Origin of the sequence: Pseudozobellia sp. WGM2 (assembly GCF_017810075.1) — a bacterium.
In the GTDB taxonomy this organism is placed as follows: Bacteria; Bacteroidota; Bacteroidia; order Flavobacteriales; family Flavobacteriaceae; genus JADNYK01.
The window spans coordinates 1-22,407 of sequence record NZ_JADNYK010000002.1 but is presented as its reverse complement, the minus strand read 5'-3'; the positions used below and the strand labels follow the sequence as shown (position 1 = coordinate 22,407).

Annotated in this window: 16 protein-coding genes and 1 tRNA gene; 7 read left to right on the top strand and 10 right to left on the bottom strand. The window is 39.9% G+C overall.

What is annotated here, in order from left to right; genetic code table 11:
• Window position 1 precedes the first annotated feature (1 nt).
• Together IV512_RS03710 and IV512_RS03705 are read right to left on the bottom strand one after the other, a co-directional pair.
• On the bottom strand, window positions 2-1,156 hold the full coding sequence (locus IV512_RS03710; protein WP_245224669.1) for a lycopene cyclase family protein: 1,155 nt from the start codon (window positions 1,154-1,156) through the stop codon (window positions 2-4).
• 51 nt (window positions 1,157-1,207) lie between these two features.
• Window positions 1,208-3,421, bottom strand: a complete 2,214-nt coding sequence (locus IV512_RS03705; RefSeq protein ID WP_209400746.1) for a TonB-dependent receptor — start codon at window positions 3,419-3,421, stop codon at window positions 1,208-1,210.
• Window positions 3,422-3,573: 152 nt separating this feature from the next.
• Here IV512_RS03705 and IV512_RS03700 point away from each other — a divergent pair, with 152 nt between their 5' ends.
• Window positions 3,574-4,230 carry a metal-dependent transcriptional regulator gene (locus IV512_RS03700; protein WP_209400744.1) on the top strand — a complete coding sequence of 219 codons (657 nt, stop codon included), beginning with the start codon at window positions 3,574-3,576 and terminating at the stop codon, window positions 4,228-4,230.
• 2 nt (window positions 4,231-4,232) lie between these two features.
• Window positions 4,233-5,054, top strand: a complete 822-nt coding sequence (locus tag IV512_RS03695; RefSeq protein ID WP_209400742.1) for a ZIP family metal transporter — start codon at window positions 4,233-4,235, stop codon at window positions 5,052-5,054.
• 9 nt (window positions 5,055-5,063) lie between these two features.
• Here the strand turns inward: IV512_RS03695 and IV512_RS03690 are convergent, their stop codons facing one another.
• The 4 genes from IV512_RS03690 to IV512_RS03675 form a co-directional block, all read right to left on the bottom strand.
• Window positions 5,064-6,221 carry an efflux RND transporter periplasmic adaptor subunit gene (locus tag IV512_RS03690; protein WP_209400740.1) on the bottom strand — a complete coding sequence of 386 codons (1,158 nt, stop codon included), beginning with the start codon at window positions 6,219-6,221 and terminating at the stop codon, window positions 5,064-5,066.
• A 39-nt stretch (window positions 6,222-6,260) separates the two neighbouring features.
• On the bottom strand, window positions 6,261-10,598 hold the full coding sequence (locus IV512_RS03685) for a CusA/CzcA family heavy metal efflux RND transporter (protein WP_209400738.1): 4,338 nt from the start codon (window positions 10,596-10,598) through the stop codon (window positions 6,261-6,263).
• Between the two features lie 74 nt (window positions 10,599-10,672).
• Window positions 10,673-11,071 carry a hypothetical protein gene (locus tag IV512_RS03680; RefSeq protein WP_100870525.1) on the bottom strand — a complete coding sequence of 133 codons (399 nt, stop codon included), beginning with the start codon at window positions 11,069-11,071 and terminating at the stop codon, window positions 10,673-10,675.
• 107 nt (window positions 11,072-11,178) lie between these two features.
• On the bottom strand, window positions 11,179-13,812 hold the full coding sequence (locus IV512_RS03675; RefSeq protein ID WP_209400736.1) for a glucosidase: 2,634 nt from the start codon (window positions 13,810-13,812) through the stop codon (window positions 11,179-11,181).
• A 197-nt stretch (window positions 13,813-14,009) separates the two neighbouring features.
• Between IV512_RS03675 and IV512_RS03670 the strand changes: the two genes are divergently transcribed.
• From IV512_RS03670 to IV512_RS03660, 3 genes are all read left to right on the top strand, one after another.
• Complete coding sequence (locus tag IV512_RS03670) at window positions 14,010-14,441, top strand: hypothetical protein (protein ID WP_209400734.1); 432 nt, start codon at window positions 14,010-14,012, stop codon at window positions 14,439-14,441.
• Between the two features lie 122 nt (window positions 14,442-14,563).
• Window positions 14,564-14,929: a nuclear transport factor 2 family protein gene (locus IV512_RS03665; RefSeq protein WP_100870527.1), complete on the top strand. Its 366-nt coding sequence runs from the start codon at window positions 14,564-14,566 to the stop codon at window positions 14,927-14,929.
• Between the two features lie 80 nt (window positions 14,930-15,009).
• On the top strand, window positions 15,010-15,396 hold the full coding sequence (locus tag IV512_RS03660; RefSeq protein ID WP_209400732.1) for a DUF423 domain-containing protein: 387 nt from the start codon (window positions 15,010-15,012) through the stop codon (window positions 15,394-15,396).
• Here IV512_RS03660 and IV512_RS03655 read toward each other — a convergent pair.
• From IV512_RS03655 to IV512_RS03640, 4 genes are all read right to left on the bottom strand, one after another.
• On the bottom strand, window positions 15,393-16,919 hold the full coding sequence (locus tag IV512_RS03655) for a carboxypeptidase-like regulatory domain-containing protein (protein WP_209400730.1): 1,527 nt from the start codon (window positions 16,917-16,919) through the stop codon (window positions 15,393-15,395). The genes IV512_RS03660 and IV512_RS03655 overlap by 4 nt on opposite strands.
• Before the next feature lie 318 nt (window positions 16,920-17,237).
• On the bottom strand, window positions 17,238-19,469 hold the full coding sequence (feoB, locus tag IV512_RS03650; RefSeq protein ID WP_209400727.1) for a ferrous iron transport protein B: 2,232 nt from the start codon (window positions 19,467-19,469) through the stop codon (window positions 17,238-17,240).
• The gene (locus tag IV512_RS03645; protein WP_100870531.1) at window positions 19,466-19,711 is read right to left on the bottom strand and encodes a FeoA family protein; all 246 of its coding nucleotides are present in this window, start codon (window positions 19,709-19,711) and stop codon (window positions 19,466-19,468) included. Before IV512_RS03645 ends, feoB begins: the two co-directional genes overlap by 4 nt.
• A 146-nt stretch (window positions 19,712-19,857) precedes the next feature.
• Window positions 19,858-20,532 carry an SCO family protein gene (locus IV512_RS03640; protein ID WP_209400725.1) on the bottom strand — a complete coding sequence of 225 codons (675 nt, stop codon included), beginning with the start codon at window positions 20,530-20,532 and terminating at the stop codon, window positions 19,858-19,860.
• A gap of 159 nt (window positions 20,533-20,691) precedes the next feature.
• Here IV512_RS03640 and rseP point away from each other — a divergent pair, with 159 nt between their 5' ends.
• A complete protein-coding gene (gene rseP, locus IV512_RS03635) occupies window positions 20,692-22,050 on the top strand; it encodes an RIP metalloprotease RseP (protein WP_209400722.1) in 1,359 nt (452 codons plus the stop codon).
• A 77-nt stretch (window positions 22,051-22,127) separates the two neighbouring features.
• Window positions 22,128-22,201, top strand: a tRNA-Asn gene (locus IV512_RS03630).
• The last annotated feature ends 206 nt before the right edge of the window (window positions 22,202-22,407 follow it).

The window sequence follows — 22,407 nt, the reverse complement described above, 5'->3', positions numbered from 1 at the left end:
ACTAAGATAATCTATTGATTAGAGCTCTCAAAAAAAGCCATTTAGGGCAGCCCCATATGACACTTAATTCTTCTAAAACAGAACTTTCTTCATCTAAAAATTTTAGAATCGATTGTGGGGTTTTTTTCTTAAAAAGGGATTCAAAAACTTGATGTCCCATCTCATTATTTTGTGATAACACATCTAAGAGAAGTAGGTCATAGTACCAAAACCGGTTTTTGAATGTGAGGGAAGTAAGAGGTTTGCCCGCCTTCAAGTGGTCTATCAAAACAGGAATCTTTTTCGCTGTGCTCATAAAAGTATATCCTGTGCTGGGCTTGGCCCAACCACCGGCCGTACCTATATTCAAAATTCGTTTTGTATTGTGCTGCGCAAAATTATAACAGGTCATGGGTATGCTGCCCTGCTCTCTATCGGCAATTATGTAATTCGGGCAGTTCAATTTTGTTGTGATATAGGTATGAAGCGCCTCTTCATATTCTTCCCTATCGAGCAAATCTTTCGAAAAAAGAGTGTACTCTACCAGAGCTTCATTTTTCGACTGCGGAAGTACATACATAAAGCGGGTATTTCCTTTTTGAGGAACCGAAAAATCCATATAGGTAACCGTATCAGCATTAAATACCGGTCGGTCGGTTTCTATTTTCCAACCTACAAAATGTTGCTGAATGACCGGGTACGTACTCTGGCTATTTGCGGCTTCGTAACTGAAAATACTATTAAATACCGTTGTAGCGGTATAAGTATTGCTAGTCGTTTTGAGTGATACTTGAATATCGCTTTCACTGAAGTGAAGAACTTTCTCAAACTTAATAGTTACATTTTTTTTGTTCTTTAATTTTTCGAACCGCTTCTCGTAGAAATCCAATCCCCTGATCATTTTATATGAATAAGGTGTGATATCATATCGCTTAGCGAGTTCCTTGCCTTCAAAGTAAATATGATTCCAGCTTTTATGGACTATTTCATCAAATTGTCCGCTGCCTTTTTCCCAAAAACACCAAGTTCGGTCGTTGGTTTTCTTTTGGTCTTTATCTAGAATTAAAATCGAGGCTTCTGAAAAGTAATCATCATTGGTCATGGCATGGGCTAACATCAGGCCTGCCGCACCGGCACCTATGATGATGTAATCAAAATGAGAAGGGTAGTAATCCAAACTTTTAAGCGTCTTGACTTCAGTTTACCAAAAGTAGGGAATAAAACTCGTCTAATTTATCCGATACCGGAGTCCGAAGAAACCCCTGATTCCTTGATTTGGGCCATAAACATAAGAAGGGTCGAATGTTAGCGCATACGGATTATCGACCGTGGCTACAGCATCGCCGTTCGGGTCAAATGTAACATTCTTATCAAAAGGGTCATTTGCACGGGCAATTATGAATGGATTTCCTCTGTTCGGTGTCCAGTCTAAAAGGTTTTTTACCCCTCCATAGATTTCAAAATTTTTAAGCCCTTTAAACGTAAACTGAATGTTTTGAATACTCCAAGTTGGGGAGTATTCGCTTCTAGGATCATTTTCTCCCAATACTGGTAAAAGCATAGGTCCGTAGAGGTTTCCGGTATAATCAACGGAAAGCTGTATAGGTCGAAATTCGTAAGAGACGTTCCAAGTGCCGGTAAAACTCTCAGTGAGGATCTGCCGTTGTGAAATACCATTTTCAGTTTGACTAACATCTTGTAGAGTTGCCCCGAGCAAAAATTTAAACCCACTCGGGAAAACAACATCAATATTGGCGCTCACACCTTTCGAAACAGATTTTCCGTTAAGATTGTCGTAAATAATTTGATTGGGGTCGGTGTCATAATCCGGTAAGATAGCATTGCTAAAAGAGGTATAGAAAACCGAGGCGTCAAGCCCAACAAAAGTACCGTTGTCGGCGTATATTTTTTTCAAATAATTGAGATTGAAGTTTACAGAGCGCTCGGGTTTTAATTCTTCGGTAACCACCACCTCACGGGCTCCGGTCAGTGCAGCATGTTCTTCGGTAAAGAGGTTGACCACACGAAAACCGGTGCCGGCATTAAATCTCAAAATATCATTATCATTAACACGCCATCGATAGGCTGTTCTCGGGGTTAAAATATTGCCATGGCGCTTGTCATAATCGTATCGTAGCCCCAAGAGCAGCGAATGTTTTTTAGCCAGTTCAATTTCATCTTGCGCAAATAGACTGGGTATGACCACTTCGTCCGCTATTTCGGTCGCCGGGGTATTATCATCATAATAGTTATAACGAATAGAACTGCCGAAGAGAAGGTCATGGCGGTTTAAAACCTTGTCCCAAGTCAATTGCCCAAAACCGATACGCTGATCCGCTATGTAGGGCACGTCGCCATAGACTGAATTTTGGCTGTGGTCATTATAAGAAAAGGATAATAAAAGCTTTTCAGCTACAGGAAGTTGATATTTACCTAACACCTCCCAACGCGTGGTATAAATACTCTCACCGTATATCTCATCACCTCCTCTGAATTCGGGTGTCCATTGAAGTTCACCTCCCCATCGGTCTTCATAGAAAAATCGCCCAGCCAGTGAGAAGATTCGGGAATCATCACGACGGAAATTCCATTTTTGAAAAACTGAAACTCTATCCTGTAGGGTCAAATCGGTGAAGTTATCCCCATTGTTGTCAATAATTTCATCATAATTAAAGTAATTGACCCCTAGAAGCATATCTGTCTTTTCACCAAAATTTATTTTTGCTCCAACATCCAAATTGTATTCGCCCCAGCCGGTAGCAAAGGCATCGGCAAAAAAGTCTGGGGCTTCTAGCGTGTTTTTTGTAATAATGTTTATGAGTCCGCCAACGGCTTCACTTCCGTATAGGCTAGAAGCGGGACCTTTCACGATTTCAATTTGGTCGATAAGTGAGTTCGGTATTCCTGATAATCCGTAGACTGTTCCCAGACCGCTTACAATAGGCATACCATCGATTAACACCAAAGTATAGGGTCCTTCAAGACCGTTAATGTGAATGTCGCCGGTATTACATACATTACAATTAACTTGCGGGCGTACCCCGTTTACATTCTGTAAGGCCTCGAAAATGCTAGCTGTGGGGTTTTTTTTGAGGAAAGTAGGACTATAGACCTCCACCGCTACAGGACTTTCAGAACGGCTTACCGCTTTTAAGGTCCCGGTCACGACCGTTTCTTCTAGTTGTTCGCTAGTTTCGTTTAAGGTGATGTTTAGGTTTCTGTTTCCCTGTTCTCTTAAATCTAATTTTTTACTGAAAGGAAGGTATCCCAAAACCTTTACCTTCAATTTATATGGCCCTGATGGAATATTGCTTAAAGTAAAAAGACCATTTTCGTCAGTAGCTGTGCCAAAAGCTGTTCCTTCTAAATAGACATTTGCAAAAGCAACGGGAAATTCGCTATCGGTAACAGTACCATTTATTTCGACATTTTGTGCGGACATACAAGTATTTGCTAAGAATACTAGCCCAATCACAAAATATAAATAACGTATGGTCAAAATATTTATTTTAGTTCGGTTAAATTAATTTTTAGACAAAACTAAATATTTGTTTTTAGATATAAAAATGTATTTTTACGGTGTAAGAAATTTTTATGACACTTTCTGAAGAAGACTACATTAAGGCCATTTATCATTTGGGAAAGGGAGACAACGTTACGGTTTCCACAAATGCCGTAGCGGAGCAAATGGAAACAAAACCTTCGTCGGTGACCGATATGGTTAAAAAACTTGCGGAAAAGGGCTTGGTCAATTATAAGCCATACAAAGGTGTCAGTCTTACCGAATACGGTCAAAAAACGGCTTTGACTTTGGTGCGAAAACATCGATTATGGGAGGTTTTTTTGGTGGAGAAGCTTGATTTCTCTTGGGATGAGGTGCATGATGTGGCAGAGCAGTTAGAGCATATTAAAAGTGAAAAGCTTATCGATAGTTTAGATAAGCACCTTGGTTTTCCGCAAGTGGATCCGCATGGTGACCCGATACCTTCAAAAAAGGGAGAGTTTAAAAAGGCCATCAAGAAGCTGTTGAACGAGGTGCCCATTGGAACTAGTGGTATCTGTGTGGGAGTAAAAGATTCGTCACCTCCTTTCCTAAAATTCTTAGACAAGAATAAAATTGCTTTGGGTGATAGCATTCTTGTTTTAGATAAAGAGGAGTTTGATGGTTCGCTACATATTCAAATTAAAAATAATAAAATTCACATTTCAAGTCAGATTGCAACCAATCTGTACCTTAAAATTACCGAATAGCCATGGAACAAATCATTGAGTATTTTGAATCTATAGACCCCATCTTGGCGGCGTTCTATGCTACGCTTTTTACTTGGGGCCTAACTGCAGCTGGGGCGGCCTTGGTCTTTTTCTTTAAAAACCCCAATAGAGCTGTGATGGACGGCATGTTAGGTTTTACGGGCGGCGTAATGGTTGCCGCCAGTTTTTGGAGTCTCCTGGCGCCCGGTATTGAAATGAGTCCGGGCGAAGGCTTTGTAAAAGTGATTCCGGCGGCGGTCGGTTTTTTTCTCGGAGCGCTTTTTCTCTTCGGATTGGATAAGATTTTGCCTCACTTGCATTTAAATTTCAAGGAAGGTGATGCAGAGGGCGTGAAAACTCCTTGGCACCGAACCACCCTTTTAACTTTGGCCATAACACTTCATAATATTCCCGAAGGCCTTGCTGTAGGGGTGCTCTTTGGTGGGGTTGCCGCTGGCTTCGATGGGGCTACTATCGGTGGGGCCGTTGCTCTGGCTATGGGTATCGGATTGCAGAATTTCCCTGAAGGGTTCGCTGTTGCCATGCCCCTAAGAAGACAGGGGCTAACCAGAAAGAGAAGTTTCATGTACGGTCAGGCATCTGCATTGGTTGAACCTGTGGCCGCCGTTATTGGAGCATGGGCCGTATTGACTTTTCAACCTATTCTACCTTACGCGCTCTCCTTTGCCGCAGGCGCCATGATTTTTGTGGTAGTCGAAGAGGTAATACCGGAAACTCAACAAGATGAGCACTCCGATATAGCTGTAATGGGTTTTGTAGCAGGTTTTATCATTATGATGACTTTGGATGTGGGATTGGGGTAAACTGCAAAATCAATGACCATGACCCCCAGTTTTTTCGCCAACCATGTCAAATGCCCCTTTTGTGAGAAACTTGTCTGAAGTTGAAAATCGCTCCGGATTCGAGATTTCAGTAAAGCCATCGGAAATATTCTTGATCATAACCTCAATCTGTTCAAAGACATATTGTTTATCATTGTTTTCTATGGCCCTTAGCACAAAGAATTTATCGTTATCTTCTACAATGGCTGTTGAAGGTAAGCCCTTGCCATGGCTGTTTCCGGTAATAATGGCCGCATCGATAAACATACCTGTTAAAAAGTTATTTTGACTCTCTTCATGTAAATGACCGTGTACTTTGATTGTGCGGTTTTCGTCTATGGATGTGCCGATTAAATAAACCTCTGCTTCAAAAGTTTTATCGGAGGCTTCGGGAATTCGAAACCTAATGGATTGCCCCTTTTTAATTTTCATAATATCTTTTTCGAAAATGGAAAGTTCGAGATGAATATGATTGTTGTCGATGATTTCTAGAATAGGGGAAGCTGGCGATACAAAGGTGCCTTTTGTCACGTTCATTTTGGTAATGCTTCCGCTAATGGGGGCATAGATAGTTGTTGTCGAACTTATATTTCCCTTTTCAACTTGGGCAGAAGAGATATTTAGCATTGATAATTGTTTTTTAAGTCCGTTATACCGTGCATGGGCAGTTCTAAAATCGCTTTCCGCCTTTAGAAAACTTTTTTGAGAAGTTATATTTTCTTCCCTTAGGGTTTTCTGGCGATTATATTCCGATTCTAGAAAGGTCAGCTTTTGTTTGACTTCCATGTAGTCTTGTTGTAGGGTAACAAATTCAGGGTTTTCGATGATGACCAACATTTGTCCCTTCTTAACCGAATCTCCTATAAGTAAAGGTGTTTGTTTAATATAACCACCCATAGTGGCACTTACCACCGCCCTGTTTTCCGGTGGCACATCTATCATTCCGTTGGTCTTTATGGTTGTCGGAAAAGACTTTTCTTCAAGGCTTCCCAAGGTCATATCACCGGTATTGAATTGTTCTTTCGTAATTGTTATGCTTTCATCGCTATTTTCAGTTTCAGAAGCTAAATTCTCGACGTTCTGTCTCTCACCACAGCTATTTATAAGTATAACTTGGGAGATGATAACTATATAAATTGTTTTTCTCATTTTTTTATTTTTTAAACTTTTTTTGGGCTGTTTATGGTTTTATAAACTGAGATAATTGAGCTGAATTACCGTTTGGTTATACTCATTCAAATTCTCGAGTCTATTGAGTTGTATCTCATTGGCGTTTTCGATACTTTGTATGTATTGAAAAAAATCGATTTCCCCATTTTTAAAACTTAAATCGGCTGTTTTCAAAATCTCTTCAGAAAGCTCGGCGCCCTCAACTTCGTAATATTCCAAGGCCTTTGCCAGTTTTTCATATTGTGCCCTTAGCTCTTTATAACGAGCATTCATTTTTATTCTAAATGATTTAGATTTTTCGACCTTTATTTGCTCGGCAATTTTCGAGGCCTTTATTCGGGAAGTATTTCCTCCAAAAAATAATGGAATTTTTAGACCTGCTTGATATCCATAAAGATGGCCTTCAAAAGCCCTATTGGTACCTTGAAAATAGTTTAAGCTAATATCGGGTAACAGATGTTGAACTTCCATTTTTCGCTTGGCTTTTGCCAGGTCAATGGTATTTTGAACGTAAGTCATTTCTACAGTTTTCTCAATATTCACTTGGCTCAAGATTATTTTATCCATTAATACAGGGGCGATACGTAGACTATCTTTTATCTGTGTTTTTGCTGATAGATCGGTACTGGCAATGACGACATCTTGGTGTGCTTGTTCTAGGGCAATTTGCAGTTGTCGTTGTTTTGATGAGGCCATTATTTTCTCCAAATAATTTGTTTCGCCCAATTCGAAACGGCGTTTTGCCATATTCGCGAAGTTTTGGTACAAACTATCCAAACGCAAATAAATTGCTTTCTTTTCTTGGGCATATAGATATGCATAAAATGCAGAAGTCACCTCTCGTTTTAATTCTTTTTCTTGTACGGCGTAGCGGCTAGAACTCAGGTTTAAATTCGCTTTGTTCACTTTCTTCTTGGCGAAATACACTGTAGGAAATAAGAAATCTTGTTGTACCCCAAAAACATTGAGTGGTAGGTCGCCCACAGATAAATTGTTCTGATCGAGTTGATAATATACTGAAGTCTTATCGAAATCGAATGCCGAACCAATCAATGCCTCTGATTGTTTTATATTCAGATGTGCCGCTTTCAGATCTGCATTGTTTTGGATAGCCAAGGCAATGAGTTCTTCTAAGTTCTTCTGATTCTCTTGAGCCTTTCCAACAGAGGAAAAAGTTAGGGCAATAAATATGAGCCCTATGCTCACATTATTATTAAGAGCAGGTTTTTTCGCTTCAATCTTTCGCTTTTCGAATAGTATATAAAGTACCGGAAGTACTACCAAAGTTAGTATTGTTGCCGTAATAAGTCCGCCGATAACAACAGTGGCCAGAGGGCGTTGTACTTCGGCGCCTGCGTTGGTAGAAATGGCCATGGGTAAGAAGCCTAAGGCCGCCGCCGCCGCAGTTAACAATACGGCTCGTAAACGGTCTTTGGTTCCTTGCTTTATTAATGATTCCATATCTTCATAATGTTGTTTTTTGAGCTCTTTAAAATGTTCGATGAGCACAATACCGTTAAGCACCGCAATACCGAAAAGTGCTATAAAACCAACCCCGGCAGAAATACTAAAGGGCATATCACGAAACCATAGGAGCAAAACCCCACCAACGGCAGATAATGGTATCGCCGAATATATCAATAGGGCTTCCTTGACTGATTTAAATGCGAAATAGAGTAGTACAAAAATTAATAGTAGTGCAATGGGCACTGCTATTAGAAGCCGAGATTTGGCACTCTGCAAATTCTCGAACTGACCTCCGTAGGTTATGTAATAACCCTTAGGCAGCGTTATATTTCCGTTAATCAGTTGTTGTACATCATCTACTACCGACTGTAAATCACGGTCTCTTACATTAATACCGACAACAATCCGTCTTTGGGTGTTATCCCGCGCAATTTTGGCGGCGCCTTTTTGATAACTGACTTCAGCAAGTTCGCTCAGTGGAATCTTTCCTCCGTTTGGAATATCTACATACAGATTTTTAAGATTGTCTATATCTTTTCGCTTTTCTGAATTTAGGCGAACGACCAAATCAAAACGTTTCTCACCTTCAAAAACACTTCCAACAGTTCGACCTGCAAAGCCCATGGAAACCATACTATTCAAATCTTCAATATTGAGGCCATAACGGGCTATCTTGGCCCGATTATATTTGACATTCATTTGCGGAAGTCCTACAATCTTCTCTACAGAGATATCGGCGGCACCTACTACATTTTCGATGAGATTTTTGATTTCATTGCCCTTTTTACTCAATATATTGAGGTCTTCTCCAAAAATCTTTATGGCTATATCGGCACGAACGCCAGTGATAAGCTCGTTAAACCGCATTTCAATGGGCTGGGTGAATTCGACATTCATGCCGGGAATGATGGCCAAGGCTTCTTTGAACTTATTTGCCAATTCATCTTTGCTTTCTGCAGATACCCATTCGCTTTTTGGTTTGAGCACAATAATTACGTCACTTTCTTCCATCGACATAGGATCGGTAGGCACTTCTGCCGCCCCGATGCGGGTTACGACCTGGCGTACTTCTGGAAAGGTATTGATGAGAATTTTTTCGATTTTAGTGGTGATTTCAACAGTCTTGCCAAGAGATGTTCCTGTTTTGAGTACAGGTTGAATTACGAAGTCTCCTTCATCTAAAGTAGGTACGAATTCACCCCCCATTCTTGAAAATAGCACCACGGTTATTATCAAAAGTAGAGCTGCCAGACCTAATACCAGTTTTTTGCTGCGTAAGGCCCAATCAATAATCGGGTCGTAACGGGCATTCAACCATTTCATCAATCGAACAGAAATATTCTTATCGGAAGAAAGTGAAGGTTTTAGAAATAAAGAGGCCACCACGGGTACATAGGTGAAACACAATACCATTGCACCGATGAGGGCAAAACTAAAGGCCAATGCCATGGGTTTGAACATTTTTCCTTCAACCCCACTCAATGATAATATAGGAATGAAAACAATAAGAATAATCAACTGCCCAAAAATGGCAGAATTCATCATTTTCGAGGCACCTTTGAACGTAATAGTATCTTTTTCAGCTTGCATTTCTGCCGAATTTAGAGCTTGAAGTTCAGTGCTTTTAGCGGTAATCTGATAGGCTACAAACTCAACTATGATTACCGCTCCGTCAATTATGATTCCGAAATCGATAGCCCCTAAGCTCATGAGGTTGGCATCTACCCCAAAAATGTACATGAGAGATAGTGCAAATAACAAACATAACGGAATGACAGAAGCGACGACCAGGCCAGACCTGAAGTTTCCTAATAAGAGTACTACTACAAAAATAACAATCAAAAAACCTAAAATGAGGTTTTCAGAAATGGTAAAGGTCGTTTTGGCGATAAGTTCACTACGATCCAAAAACGGATTTATATAAACCCCTTTGGGCAGTAATGTTGAAATGGCCTGGACACGCTCGTTTACCGCGTCGATAACTTTTTTCGAGTTGGCATTTTTGAGCATCATCACTTGACCAAGTACTTTCTCGCCTTCACCATTTCCGGTAATCGCACCGAAACGGGTAGCGCTACCATAGCCTACCTCGGCTATGTCTTTAACGTAGACAGGAATATTGTTTTTTCGCGTGACCATAATGTTTTTGATGTCCTCGAGGGTTTCCACCAACCCCTCGCCACGTATAAAATAGGCCTGATCGACCTTTTCAATATAACCGCCGCCGGCAACGTTATTGTTTTTCTCCAATGCGGTAAAAACTTCTTGCGCCGTGATGTTCATGGCGTTCAGTTTTTCCGTTTTGATGGCAACTTCATATTGTTTCAGAAAGCCACCCCAGCTATTCACCTCTACCACCCCAGGAATACCAGAAAGTTGACGTTTTATGACCCAATCTTGAATAGTGCGTAATTCGGTAGGATTATATAAATCTTCATAACCGGGCTTTACATCTAGAACATATTGGTAGATTTCTCCCAAGCCGGTGGTTATAGGTCCCATCTCTGGCGTACCAAAACCCTCAGGAATTTTTTCGGAAGCCGATTTGATTTTCTCCGCAATCAATTGACGCGGTAAATAGGTGCCAAGGTCATCATCAAAAACAATGGTTACTACTGAGAGTCCGAACTTTGAAATTGAACGAATCTCTTGTACCCCCGGCAAATTTGCCATTTCAAGCTCTACGGGAAAGGTGATAAATTGCTCTATATCTTGAGTAGATAAGTTTCGAGAGGTAGTAATTACCTGCACTTGATTATTGGTAATATCAGGCACCGCACCAATAGGAATCTGGGTTAAAGAATAAATGCCAAAACCTGTAATAAGGCCGGTAAATAGAAATACGATAAACTTGTTACGTATACTGAAATTTATTAAAAATGAAAGCATAGTCCATAGGAATAATGATTACAGAATACACGAAACGTCAGAGCTTCGTGTAGTTAAAAAAGTAAAGAGTAGGACTATGCTTGTCGAGGTGGCTGAAAAAGGCCGTCTTGGGCCAAAGAGTGATAAGAAACTTGGTAAAAATAATTGGAATCGCGGTCTACGACCATTTCAATTTCCAATGGATAAGTATTAAATTGATTCAATACAAAAACTGAGATAGAAGCGGTATGGCATTGGTGTTGAAAAGGTAATTGTTCGTGTTCTTCCTTCTCTTCTTGATGTTTCGTACTGTGCTCAGCTTTGAGCGCACCATAGTGTTTCGAGATAAAAACGAAAAAATCATCTCCGTATTCTTTTGAGTGAAATTCGGCGTGTTCGATTAGGTCGTCGAAAACGAGTATATCATCCACATGAATACCAAAACTTTGAATCAAGATCAGCAGCGAAATCGATATGGAAAGTAGTTTTGTCATTTATTGCGCTAAAGATACAATTTTTGTAAATGATTTAACACGACTTAATAGTGCCTAAGTTTATGTTCAGCAGGATTTTCTTTGGCGGTACGATTATGAAAAACATATTATCGATTAATCTCTTCAATTAAATTGGCCACGAGGGCCGTCCATCCGGTCTGGTGAGAGGCACCCACGCCACGCCCGTTATTTCCATCAAAATATTCATAGAACAAAATCAATTCTTTAAAATACTTATCAGTATATTTTTCATGGTCAAGCGCGTTCACAGGTCGATTTCCTTCAGCATCTTCTTTGAAAATCGCAATAAGTCGTTTGCTGATTTCAAAAGCAATTTCCTTTAGATTTAAATAGTTGTCACTTCCTGACGGATAGGCGTATTTTAAATCGTCTTCAAAATAATTATGGTATTCTTTAAAGGTGCTAATGAAAATATAGTTCATGGGCATCCAAATTGGCCCACGCCAGTTTGAGTTTCCTCCGAAGAGATCGGTTCGCGATTCGGCACTTTCATAATTGATACTATAAGAACTACCGTCAATTTGAACCGTATAGGGGTTTTCATGTGCTTTTGATAATGACCGAATACCGTAATCGCTCAAAAATTCGGTCTCATCTAAAATGCTGTTGATTAAAACATTGAGCCGTTCTCTAGGTACTAGAGATAAGAGCACGTCTTTATCGGTTCGATATTCTTCGATTATTTGGTATTTGCTGTTCTCTAAACGGTATTTTCGGTACCATTCCATACTCGATTTGAATCGAGGTAGCTTATCTAAACGTTCTTTTCGAATATTGAGCACTGCCGCAAGTGACAACAGACCTGAAATTGACCGAACCTTGATGGGAATTCTTTCGGAATTCGGTAAAATCAACGTATCGTAGAAAAAGCCATCTTTTTCGTCCCACGAACCGGACGAATCAACTGAAATTTTGTTCAATGCTTCGGCAATGAAACAAAAGTGCCCAAAATATTTGATGCACATGTCTTCAAACGCAGGGTCATCAAGAGAAATTTCAATTGCCATTTCAAGCATGTTCAAACAATAAAGCGCCATCCAAGAGGTACCATCGACCTGTTCAAGCACCCCACCGCCCGGTATACCATTACTTCGGTCGAAGACCCCGATATTGTCCAAGCCTAAAAAACCTCCTTCAAAAACATTTTTGTTCAAACTATCTTCACGATTGACCCACCAAGTGAAATTCAGGGCCAGTTTATTGAACATTCGCTTTAAAAAATCAAGATCTCCCTTACCCGTCTTTCGCTGTTCCATCTGGTAGATCTGTATAGCCGCCCATGCTTGAACAGGTGGGTTAACATCACTGAAATTCCATTCGTAGGCCGGTATTTGACCGTTTGCGGCCATGTACCACTCTTTGGTGAACAATAGAAGCTGTTTTTTGGCGAATTCATGGTCGACCATGGAGAAGGTGACACAATGAAAAGCTGAATCCCAAGCGGCGAACCAAGGGTATTCCCAGGCATCTGGCATTGATAAAATGTCATGGTTTCGAAAGGTGGTCCAACCACTATTTCTGCCATGTAAACGTTCTTTTGGCGGAGATGTATCAGGGTCGCCCTTTAACCATTGTTCCACTTCATAATTATAGTATTGTTTCGTCCAAAGCAGACCTGCAAAGGCCTGTCTTTGAATTTCTCGTTGTTCGTCAGTGGAGTTTTCGGTAACCGATTCAAGAAACGACTGAGATTCTTTTGTGCGTTGTGAAAAAACAGCTTCAAATTTCTCATCGAGCGGAGCATCTATTTTTTCTTTTGACAACCGAAGTTTTATAGTTTTAGTTGACCCGGCCTCAATTTCAAGTTGATACAGTGGTGAAAATTTTGTACCCTCGGTTTTCTTTTCCGCCAACTCAAAATCGTTGTCGATTACAGCTTTATGAAAAAGGTCTTTTTTATAAGGATGTTCATTTTCACCATTAAAAATACGTTCGACATTAGTTTCGTTCTCGGTAAACAAAAACTTTGAAGGCTTCTCAAAATATAAATTGTACTTACCTACATATTCATGGTTTATAGAAACACTGGAAACTTCATTACTATCTTCCTTTTTGATGATGGGTTTCTCATTCATACCTAAAAAACTCCAATAATTACGGATCAAGAGAGTAGGTAACAGACTGATTTCAGCCTTTTTAGGGCCTCGGTTGGCAATTGAAATTTTGACGAGTATATCTTCCTCTTCATTTTTGGCATACTCCGTATATACATCGAAATATTCGTTCTTTTCAAAAATGCCGGTATCTAAAAGTTCATACTCGGTTTCGTGTTTGCCCCGTTTTTTATTTTCAGACACTAAATGTTCGTACGGAAATTCATTTTGAGGGTATTTGTACAAATGCTTCATGTACGAGTGGGTGGGGGTATTCTCGAGATAATAATAGAGTTCTTTCACATCTTCCCCATGATTGCCCTCTGGGCCGGTAAGACCGAACAAGCGTTCTTTTAAGATAGGGTCTTTTCCGTTCCAGAGCGCTACTGAAAAGCAAATGTTGCAATATCGATCAGATAGACCGGCGATACCATCTTCGCCCCATCTGTAGGTTCTACTGCGAGAATGATCATGCGGAAGATAATTCCAGGCATCACCATTGACACTATAATCTTCACGAACCGTACCCCATTGACGTTCACTTAGGTACGGCCCCCATTTCAGCCAATCTTTTTCTTTTGAATAATGCGCTTCAAGTCTCTTGGTCTCTAGGTTTACCTTGTTCATAATTGACGGGTCGAATTTTGGTTTGAAGATAGAAAATCTTGTTTGGCAAGTAGGTGTTTTTTGGGTTTAATAAATACTTCTATCGAATAATTAGACCATTCAATATCGGAAATAAAATTATTCGTTCGATTTAAAAAATTTTCTGCGCTTTTGTACGTTTGTATGGTAAGGTTCTTCTAATTGGAAGCAAGTGGAATATGGAAAAAAAACGACATGGTTTATGGAACTTTTTAATTGTATTGACACTAATCATCTGTCTTGCCGCTTTTGTTCTTCATTATAAAAATTGGACGTCGATAGATAACCAAAGCATGAAAATCGTGTCTGGCTTTTACTATCAGAATATTAACTTTTCAGAACTGGATAGCGTTGTATTATTGGATAAAATTCCACCAATGGAGCGCCTCAACGGCTTTTCTGCCCTTGAAAAGGAAAAGGGAGTGTTTCGTGAATTCAAAGATTCGTTGACCGATAAAAAGGTTTATGTGTTCGTAGATAATTATGCGAGCTCTAAAATCAAATTGGTGCATCACGATTCATTAAAACTCTTTTTGAACCTAAAAGACTCTACCGATACCGAACAGCTGTTCAAAACACTCTCCGAGAAAATAGCGGTTGAACCGAACTAACTTTTTCAATATTTCCATTCGGGGTTTTATCCAGTATTAAAATATCATTAAATATTTGCGCAAGGGGTTGTAAATAAGTGCGGTATGAAGTAAATTGTTTGGGTAACCAATTAAACAATACTATGGACACGAATGAAATTGCAACTAAACTGGTCTCTTGGTGTAAAGCCGGTGATTTTGAAAAACCTTATCAGGAATTGTATAGTGATAAAATTGTAAGCATCGAAAATGATGGCAGTGGCGAAGGTGCCTTTGTTGAGGGCTTTGAAGGCATAAAAAAGAAGGGTGAATGGTGGCAAGAAAACTTTGAGGTACATAGTAATACGGTGTCAGAACCTATTGTGGCCGACAATTGGTTTTCGGTAAAATTTGAGATGGATACCACGCACAAACCTTCTGGTCAACGCTCCAAAATGTCTGAAATTGCGGTTTATGAGGTTAAAGAAGGTAAGATTGTAAAAGAACAGTTCTTTTATGACGAAGAATAAAAAAATTTAAATTTTAAAAAAGGCCGATCAGTACTGATCGGCCTTTTTGGTACAAGATTATATCTTTACACAAAAAAAGTATGGTACTTATTACCCAATGTATCGGAGCGTTGTATGGCCTGTTGGCCGTAATTTTTGGTGCTTTCGGTGCACATGCATTGAAAAAGATTTATTCAGACGGGCAGCTGAGGAGCTTTGAGACAGGGGTAAAGTATCAAATGTACCATGCTCTACTGCTCATTATCTTAGGCTTTAATTTTAATCTTGACAATAGCCTTGAGAAATATATGGCCTACAGTTTCATGTTGGGTACCTTTTTGTTCTCTTTTAGTATTTATGGGTTGACCTTTAGTTCGGCCAAAGGCAAAAAGCTTCGATTTCTTGGTCCGATAACGCCTTTGGGCGGTTTGCTTCTGGTTATCGGTTGGGGGCTATTATTCTTTTCTTTTATTAGAAACTGGGTTTAATCGGTCAGTTCTACTTCTGAAGTGAATTCTTTTATGGCCCGATTGGGTTCTATGATATTATAACCTTCCCAAAAGTTAGGGTCGTAATTCGGCATGTACGTGGGCAGTACATCATTGCTCTCTTGATACGATTCGAATTGTGCAGCACTAATAGGGGCTTCATCAAAAACCACCAGTTCGTAGCGATTGATATTACCGAAGGCAGCATCTACTTTGAGTTTTAGTTCGTTCTGTTTTCGTCTGCCCTTAACATTTTTGTTCTTCTCGATTATAGCCAGTGGTCGTTTGAAGCCGGCCCTGACCCCTTTGATAATATTATAATATCTAAGATGGTATTTCTGATCGGCGCCCTTGGCGAATATGATACTGCCCTTTGCAAGGTATTCTTTGAACGACACCCCAAGTAATTTGAAGTCTCGAAGCGGTTCGACATTTTCAAAATCCATTCGAATGAGGGCGAAGTCATCAGCGTTGATGTAAAGTTTCCCCTTGAATTCCGGCGAGCCGTCGGGCTCATAACCAATTACGTAAACGGCTTGGTCACCGAGATAGGTAAAGGTTTCTAAATTGAGATGATAGCGCCTCGGTTTGAAAATTACATTATAGTCGGTATCATCAAAAATGGGCAGGTTCTCGAACAGATTGCCCAAAGTTTCCCGCTTGTATTTTGAGAAGAATTTTCGGCGTTCTTCCTTTCTTTCAAGTTCTTCCTCTAATTTTTTATTAACTGCGATAGCGTCGGTAGAGTCTATTTCCTCTTCAAAAATATCGCCCATCTCGTCAGCATCTATTTTGGTACCAAAGAGTCCTGATTTTACTTTAAAATAAGAATCGGTTTTAATATTTTTCTTGACAATTTGGTTGAATCTTTCCTCTAGATTTTCTAAATCTATATCCTTGTTTTTGTCGTAGAGTTCAGAGGCTTTAATCAAATTCAACTTTTGTTCGTCGGCATCGCCCGAACCATACAGGTCTCCCAACATTTCGGTATAGTAAGTGTTGGTTTTGGGTATGGTTGATATTACACTATCTAAAAAGCTTTTGTTGAAGGCGTTAATGGTGCTTTTCTTGATTTGATAATCGGTCTTTATGATTTCATTCTGATAGGTTTCCCTTAGAAAAAGCCGTTTTTTAGTGAACTCGGTGAAGTAGTTTTTTTCTATGTTGTCTTCTACAAATTCCAAAATTTCCTGAGGAGTGTATTCCTTATTGGAAACTATAACCTCTTTCAGTTCAATCGCTTTCGGACTTAGATATATCAGGCTGTCGGTAAATTGTTCCAAGGGTTTGCCTATACCATTGTAACCGATACATGAAATAAAAAGGGAGTCGGTCGGCTTAATATTTTCCGATATAGAGAATTTGAAGCGCCCCTCTTCGTTAGTAATCATTCCACGATTATTCAATTGAACCGTCGCGTAGGGTACCGGCTTTTTAGTGACCGAATCGATAATAAGTGAAGAGATTGATTGGCCATTGGCCAAACCTGAGACCAGAAAAAGAAGTAATAAGAGCTTTGGCACAAAAATCGAGTTAAGTTCTGCTTTTCAAAAAAAACAATAGCAATCGAACTTACGGGCTATTTTTTGATTTCGTTAGTATCTATTTATTCTTTTTTTAACTCAATGAGCGTTATTTTCAAAAGAGAAGGTCGAGTTTAATAGCTTTAAAGCAATTAGCTGCAACCACAGTCGTCTTGACCACAAGCTTTTGGGTTATTTTTTTTAGAAGAAAAGAGTGTTTTAGGCACTAAGAATTTTTGTGCTAGATAGCCCACAGAAATGGCAAGTATAATATAGACTAATATCGATTGAATCATTTTCTGTTTTTCTTTTTGAACACTAATTAAGTATTTGGTAGGCCACGAAAGCTACAATATAGGCAAAAGCGCTCATAAAAACCAATTGGGCGGTAGGCCATTTCCATGAATTGGTCTCTCTTTTTACAATGGCCAAGGTACTCATACATTGCATCGCAAAGGCATAGAACAAAAGCAGTGAGATACCCGAGGCTAGATTGAACAAGGGCTCTTTGGTCTCAGGATTCACTTCAGCGGCCATACGATTTTTAATGGTCTCTTCTTCGTCACTTCCGACACTGTAAATTGTCGCCAAGGTACCTACGAATACCTCTCTAGCGGCGAAGGATGTAAGTACGGCGATACCGATTTTCCAGTCATAGCCCAGGGGCCTAACGATGGGCTCTATCGCTTTCCCCATGTTTCCGATATATGAATTCTCGAGTTTATAACTTGAAATTTCTTGCTGTATGGCCTTTTCGGTCAATACCGCTCGCGCAAGCTGTAGCGAATCTTCAACTGCGGCGGCATTTATGGTGCTTGAAGCACTATTGTTCTTAAAGCTTTGCTCATAAATGGAAATGTCTTTAGCAATACTTTCTTGATTATATGCGGAAAGACCCTCTGACTCGATGCGTTGAGTTACTATTTCTTCTGCATTATTGAATTCTTCTGAGTATCCGTTAGAACCCAAAAACCAGAGAACCACCGATATGGCCAAAATTATTTTACCTGCACCAAGCACGAAACTTTTGGTCTTTTCCCAAACAGTATACACCACATTTTTAAAAAGTGGAAGTTTGTAATTCGGCATTTCTACCACAAAGAAAGTACGGCTTTGAATGTTGAGTATTTTATGCAATATCATGGCCGAAACTATGGCGGCCCCAAAACCTATAAGGTAGAGTAGCATTAGGGTGAGCGGCTTGTAGCCCAAGCCAAGAAAGCTTCCTTCGGGTATGATCAGCGCTATAATGATAAGGTAGATCGGTAACCTTGCCGAACAGGTAGTAAATGGGGTTACCAAAATGGTAATCAGCCTCTCCTTCCAACTTTCAATCGTTCGGGTGGCCATAATTGCGGGTATGGCGCAAGCGGTACCTGAAATTAAGGGCACCACACTTTTTCCGCTTAATCCGAACGGTCGCATCACACGGTCCATCAGAAAGACCACCCTGCTCATGTACCCCGTTTCTTCTAAGAGCGAGATAAAAAAGAAAAGAAATGCAATTTGCGGAATGAATATTACGATACCTCCGATTCCTGCGAGAATTCCTTCTGCCAAAAGATTGGTAAACACTCCGCCAGGCAGTGTGTTTTTTACCCATTCACTTGCCGAAGCGAACAGTTCGTCTATGAGGTCCATGGGATATTCGCTCCATGAATAAATGGCTTGAAAAATCAATAGAAGAATAAAAAAGAAAATTAGATAACCAAAAACACGGTGGGTCAACACCTTGTCGATTGTAGCCCTAAACCCTTTGGCAACGGCCATATCTACTTTATACGTCTCCTTTAAGATACCGTTGATGAATTGGTACCTTAGAATGGTCTCTTTTTGCTGCAGCCTTTTTAGCTCTGATTTCGATTTGGTCGAAAAGGAAGAACTATCATTGATCAGCTTCTTTTCAATCGGCATAAAATTGACATCTTGGGTAATGACAAGCCACAATTTGTAAAGATCTTGACGTGGGAAAGTTTCTTTCAGTTTGTTAAAGTACTCAGGCGAAATGACGGAAATATCTACATTTTTGGCCTTTGAAATACTTCTGTAATCGGCAATCAGTTCTTTTAGTTCTTCTATTCCTTGGCTTTTACGGGTACTTACCAAGGCTATTTTGGTATCGAGCTTTTCTTCAAGTAGAGGAATATCAACCGTAATGCCCTTTCGCGACATGCGGTCTGCCATATTAATGACTAAAATGGCAGGTATATTTAAATCTTTTATCTGGGTAAAAAGAAGCAGGTTTCGTTTCAGGTTTTCTACATCTGAGACTACTACTGCGACATCAGGGTGGTCTTTATCATTTTTATTCAATAACAACTCGACCGCTACACTTTCGTCTAAAGAAGTGGTGTTAAGGCTATACGTGCCCGGAAGATCAAGAATATGAGCTTTTACACCTCGGGGCAGTTTACAGATACCTTCTTTTTTCTCAACGGTAATACCGGGGTAGTTGCCCACTTTTTGGTTCAGGCCGGTAAGTTGGTTAAAGACCGAAGTTTTTCCCGTGTTGGGGTTACCTATGAGGGCAACGTTAATCTGTTTGCTCATAGGGTATGGGTGTCTTCGATAAGGTCTAATTCAATTAGATGTGCAGTTTCTCTTCTAATTGCGATGTGAGAACCGTTTACATTGATATATATAGGGTCGTTGAGCGGCGCAATCTGTATCATTTCTATCTGATTACCAGGTAAACAACCCAATTCTAAAAGTTTAATGGGTAACGAATCGTCAGAAAACTCTTTGATAATTCCCTTTTGCCCTCTCCGTAACTGTGCGACCGTTGCTGTCAATATTTATTTAGATTCATTATAAGTAAGAGCAAATTTAAAGTAAAATTCCCGAACAGAAAGGGGATTGTCAAAAAAAGGCAGGTACTCGGGTTGTACAAATGATGTTTTAGCTGTGTAGTAGTATTTCAGAAATCAAAAAATCAACTCTAGTCTCTGTAAGACTCCTTTAAAATTTCTAGGTCATTCATGAGCTGATCGACTTCCTCTTTTTTAGTGCCATCGTAAAATCCGCGAATGCGTCGTTCCTTATCCACCAAAATAAAATTTTCGGTATGTATCATATCGTAGGGTCCTCCATCGCCATCATCTTTCACTGCGAGGTACGATTTTCTGGCCAGCTCGTATATCTGTTTTTTATCGCCGGTAACTAAATTCCACCTGCGGTCATCGACTCCCTTTTCCAAAGCATACTTTTTTAATTGAGCGACCGAATCAATTTGCGGAGTTACCGAGTATGACAACAACATTACTTCAGCATCATTTTTGGTTCGATTTTGAATATCGACCATATTATTGGTCATAATTGGGCAGATGGTAGGGCAAGTTGTAAAGAAAAAGTCAGCAATATAAATTTTTTGGTCGTAATCTTTTTGGGTAACGGTCTCGCCATTTTGGTTGATCAATGAAAAATCGGCTACGGTATGGTATTTTTTCACATATTGAACCGTGCTATCGACCAGTTCGGGGTTGACCATTGAAGGTTGGTAAATAGCGAGCATTTCTTTGGGCTGAAGGGCATTGTAAAAGAGGTAGATAATGACTGCCGACAGACAGAACAGCACTAGCCCAAAAAGTTTGTACTTGCCGAAAAATGATCGCATAATCTTTTTTACAAAGATACGTTAGTACAGTGAAGCCGTCAAGGTTAACACGTTCGGGGTCGTACTAAAAGTTTCTTAAAAACAAATTCAGTATGAACTTTCCTTTTTTTAAGAGTAGTTAATAGCGTACTTTTGGGCGTTTAATTTTAGAAAACTCAGATGAGTCCATTATTGATCAAGACCATTCAATTTTTTTTAAGTCTTTCCCTGTTGATCGTACTTCATGAATTAGGTCATTTTATACCCGCAAAACTTTTTAAAACACGAGTAGAAAAGTTCTATCTGTTTTTTGACGTTAAGTTCTCACTTTTCAAGAAAAAGATAGGCGAAACCGTTTATGGTATAGGTTGGCTACCCCTGGGTGGTTATGTGAAGATTGCCGGTATGATTGATGAGAGTATGGATACCGAGGCCATGAAAGAAGAACCCAAAGAGTGGGAGTTTCGCAGCAAACCGGCCTGGCAGCGTTTGATTATAATGATCGGTGGTGTCACCGTGAACTTTATTCTGGCCTTGATTATTTATATCGGTATGGCCTATGCCTATGGCGAGCAGATTATACCTGGCGATAGTTTATCTGCCGGGGTTCATGTGGTCGAAGAGGAAATAGGGGATAAAATAGGCATTCAGACCGGCGATAAAATTTTAGCTATCGACGGGGAAGAAATCAGGGATTTTAATACCGTTTTCAATGACTTGGTAAGCGGAAGCAGCATTACGATAGAACGTGATGGGCAAGTAATTGAACAGGAAATACCTGTGGATTTTATTTCTACCCTTATCGATGATATGGATCGGGCAAGATTTTTCACCTTACGCATGCCTTTTATCGTTGGTAGTATTCCGTCAGAGTCACCTAATAAAGATTCTGGACTACAGGAAGCTGATGAAATAGTTGCTATCGGTGATCAAAAAGTAGAATTTTTTGACCAAGTAGGGCCAATTCTTGAAAATTATAAAGGTGCCAAGGTGAATTTGACCGTGGCTCGTGAAAATAATGTAAGAAAGGAGATACCTGTTGTAATCAGTGATTCGGCGAAAATCGGTGTTTTCCCGGGGCGACCGAGTATGAAAGACATGGAGGAGAGAGGTCTTTTACGATTGGAAACACTTAAATATTCGTTTACGGAGTCAATACCTGCGGGCTTCAATAAAGGGGTGAATACCTTAACGGGCTATTTGAAACAACTAAAGAAAATTTTTAATCCTGATACGGGGGCTTATAAAGGTGTGGGTGGATTTGCTGCCATTGGCGGACTTTTCCCGGATTCTTGGAACTGGGAAATCTTTTGGGCCACAACAGCCTTTCTATCGATTATGTTGGCCGTATTGAACCTGTTGCCTATACCGGCATTAGATGGTGGGCACGTGATGTTTCTGTTGTACGAAATTGTTACAGGTAGAAAGCCAAGTGATAAATTTTTAGAGTATGCGCAAATGGTAGGTTTCTTTTTATTGCTGGCACTTATACTGTTCGCCAACGGTAATGACCTTTATCGATGGATTACCAGTAAATAGAATTAAAATTTTGTTGGGCACAAATAAAAAAACATTTATATTTGCACCCGCTTTGAGCAATTAAAGCCTACATATCTTCCTCCTTAGCTCAGTTGGTTAGAGCATCTGACTGTTAATCAGAGGGTCCTTGGTTCGAGCCCAAGAGGGGGAGCAGAGTTAGAAAGCCGTTCAAGAAATTGAGCGGCTTTTTCTTTTTGATATAAGTTTATTGGTACGCAAAAAACGGATCAGGAACAATTGTTGTGTTTATGCAAAAATTGTTGTTAGTCTAAATAGGAAGAATTCTACATTTTTCACACCTCTGAACTGCGCCCTAAATGCTTTTATCTTGGCATTGAAAGATTCTGCCGAAGCGTT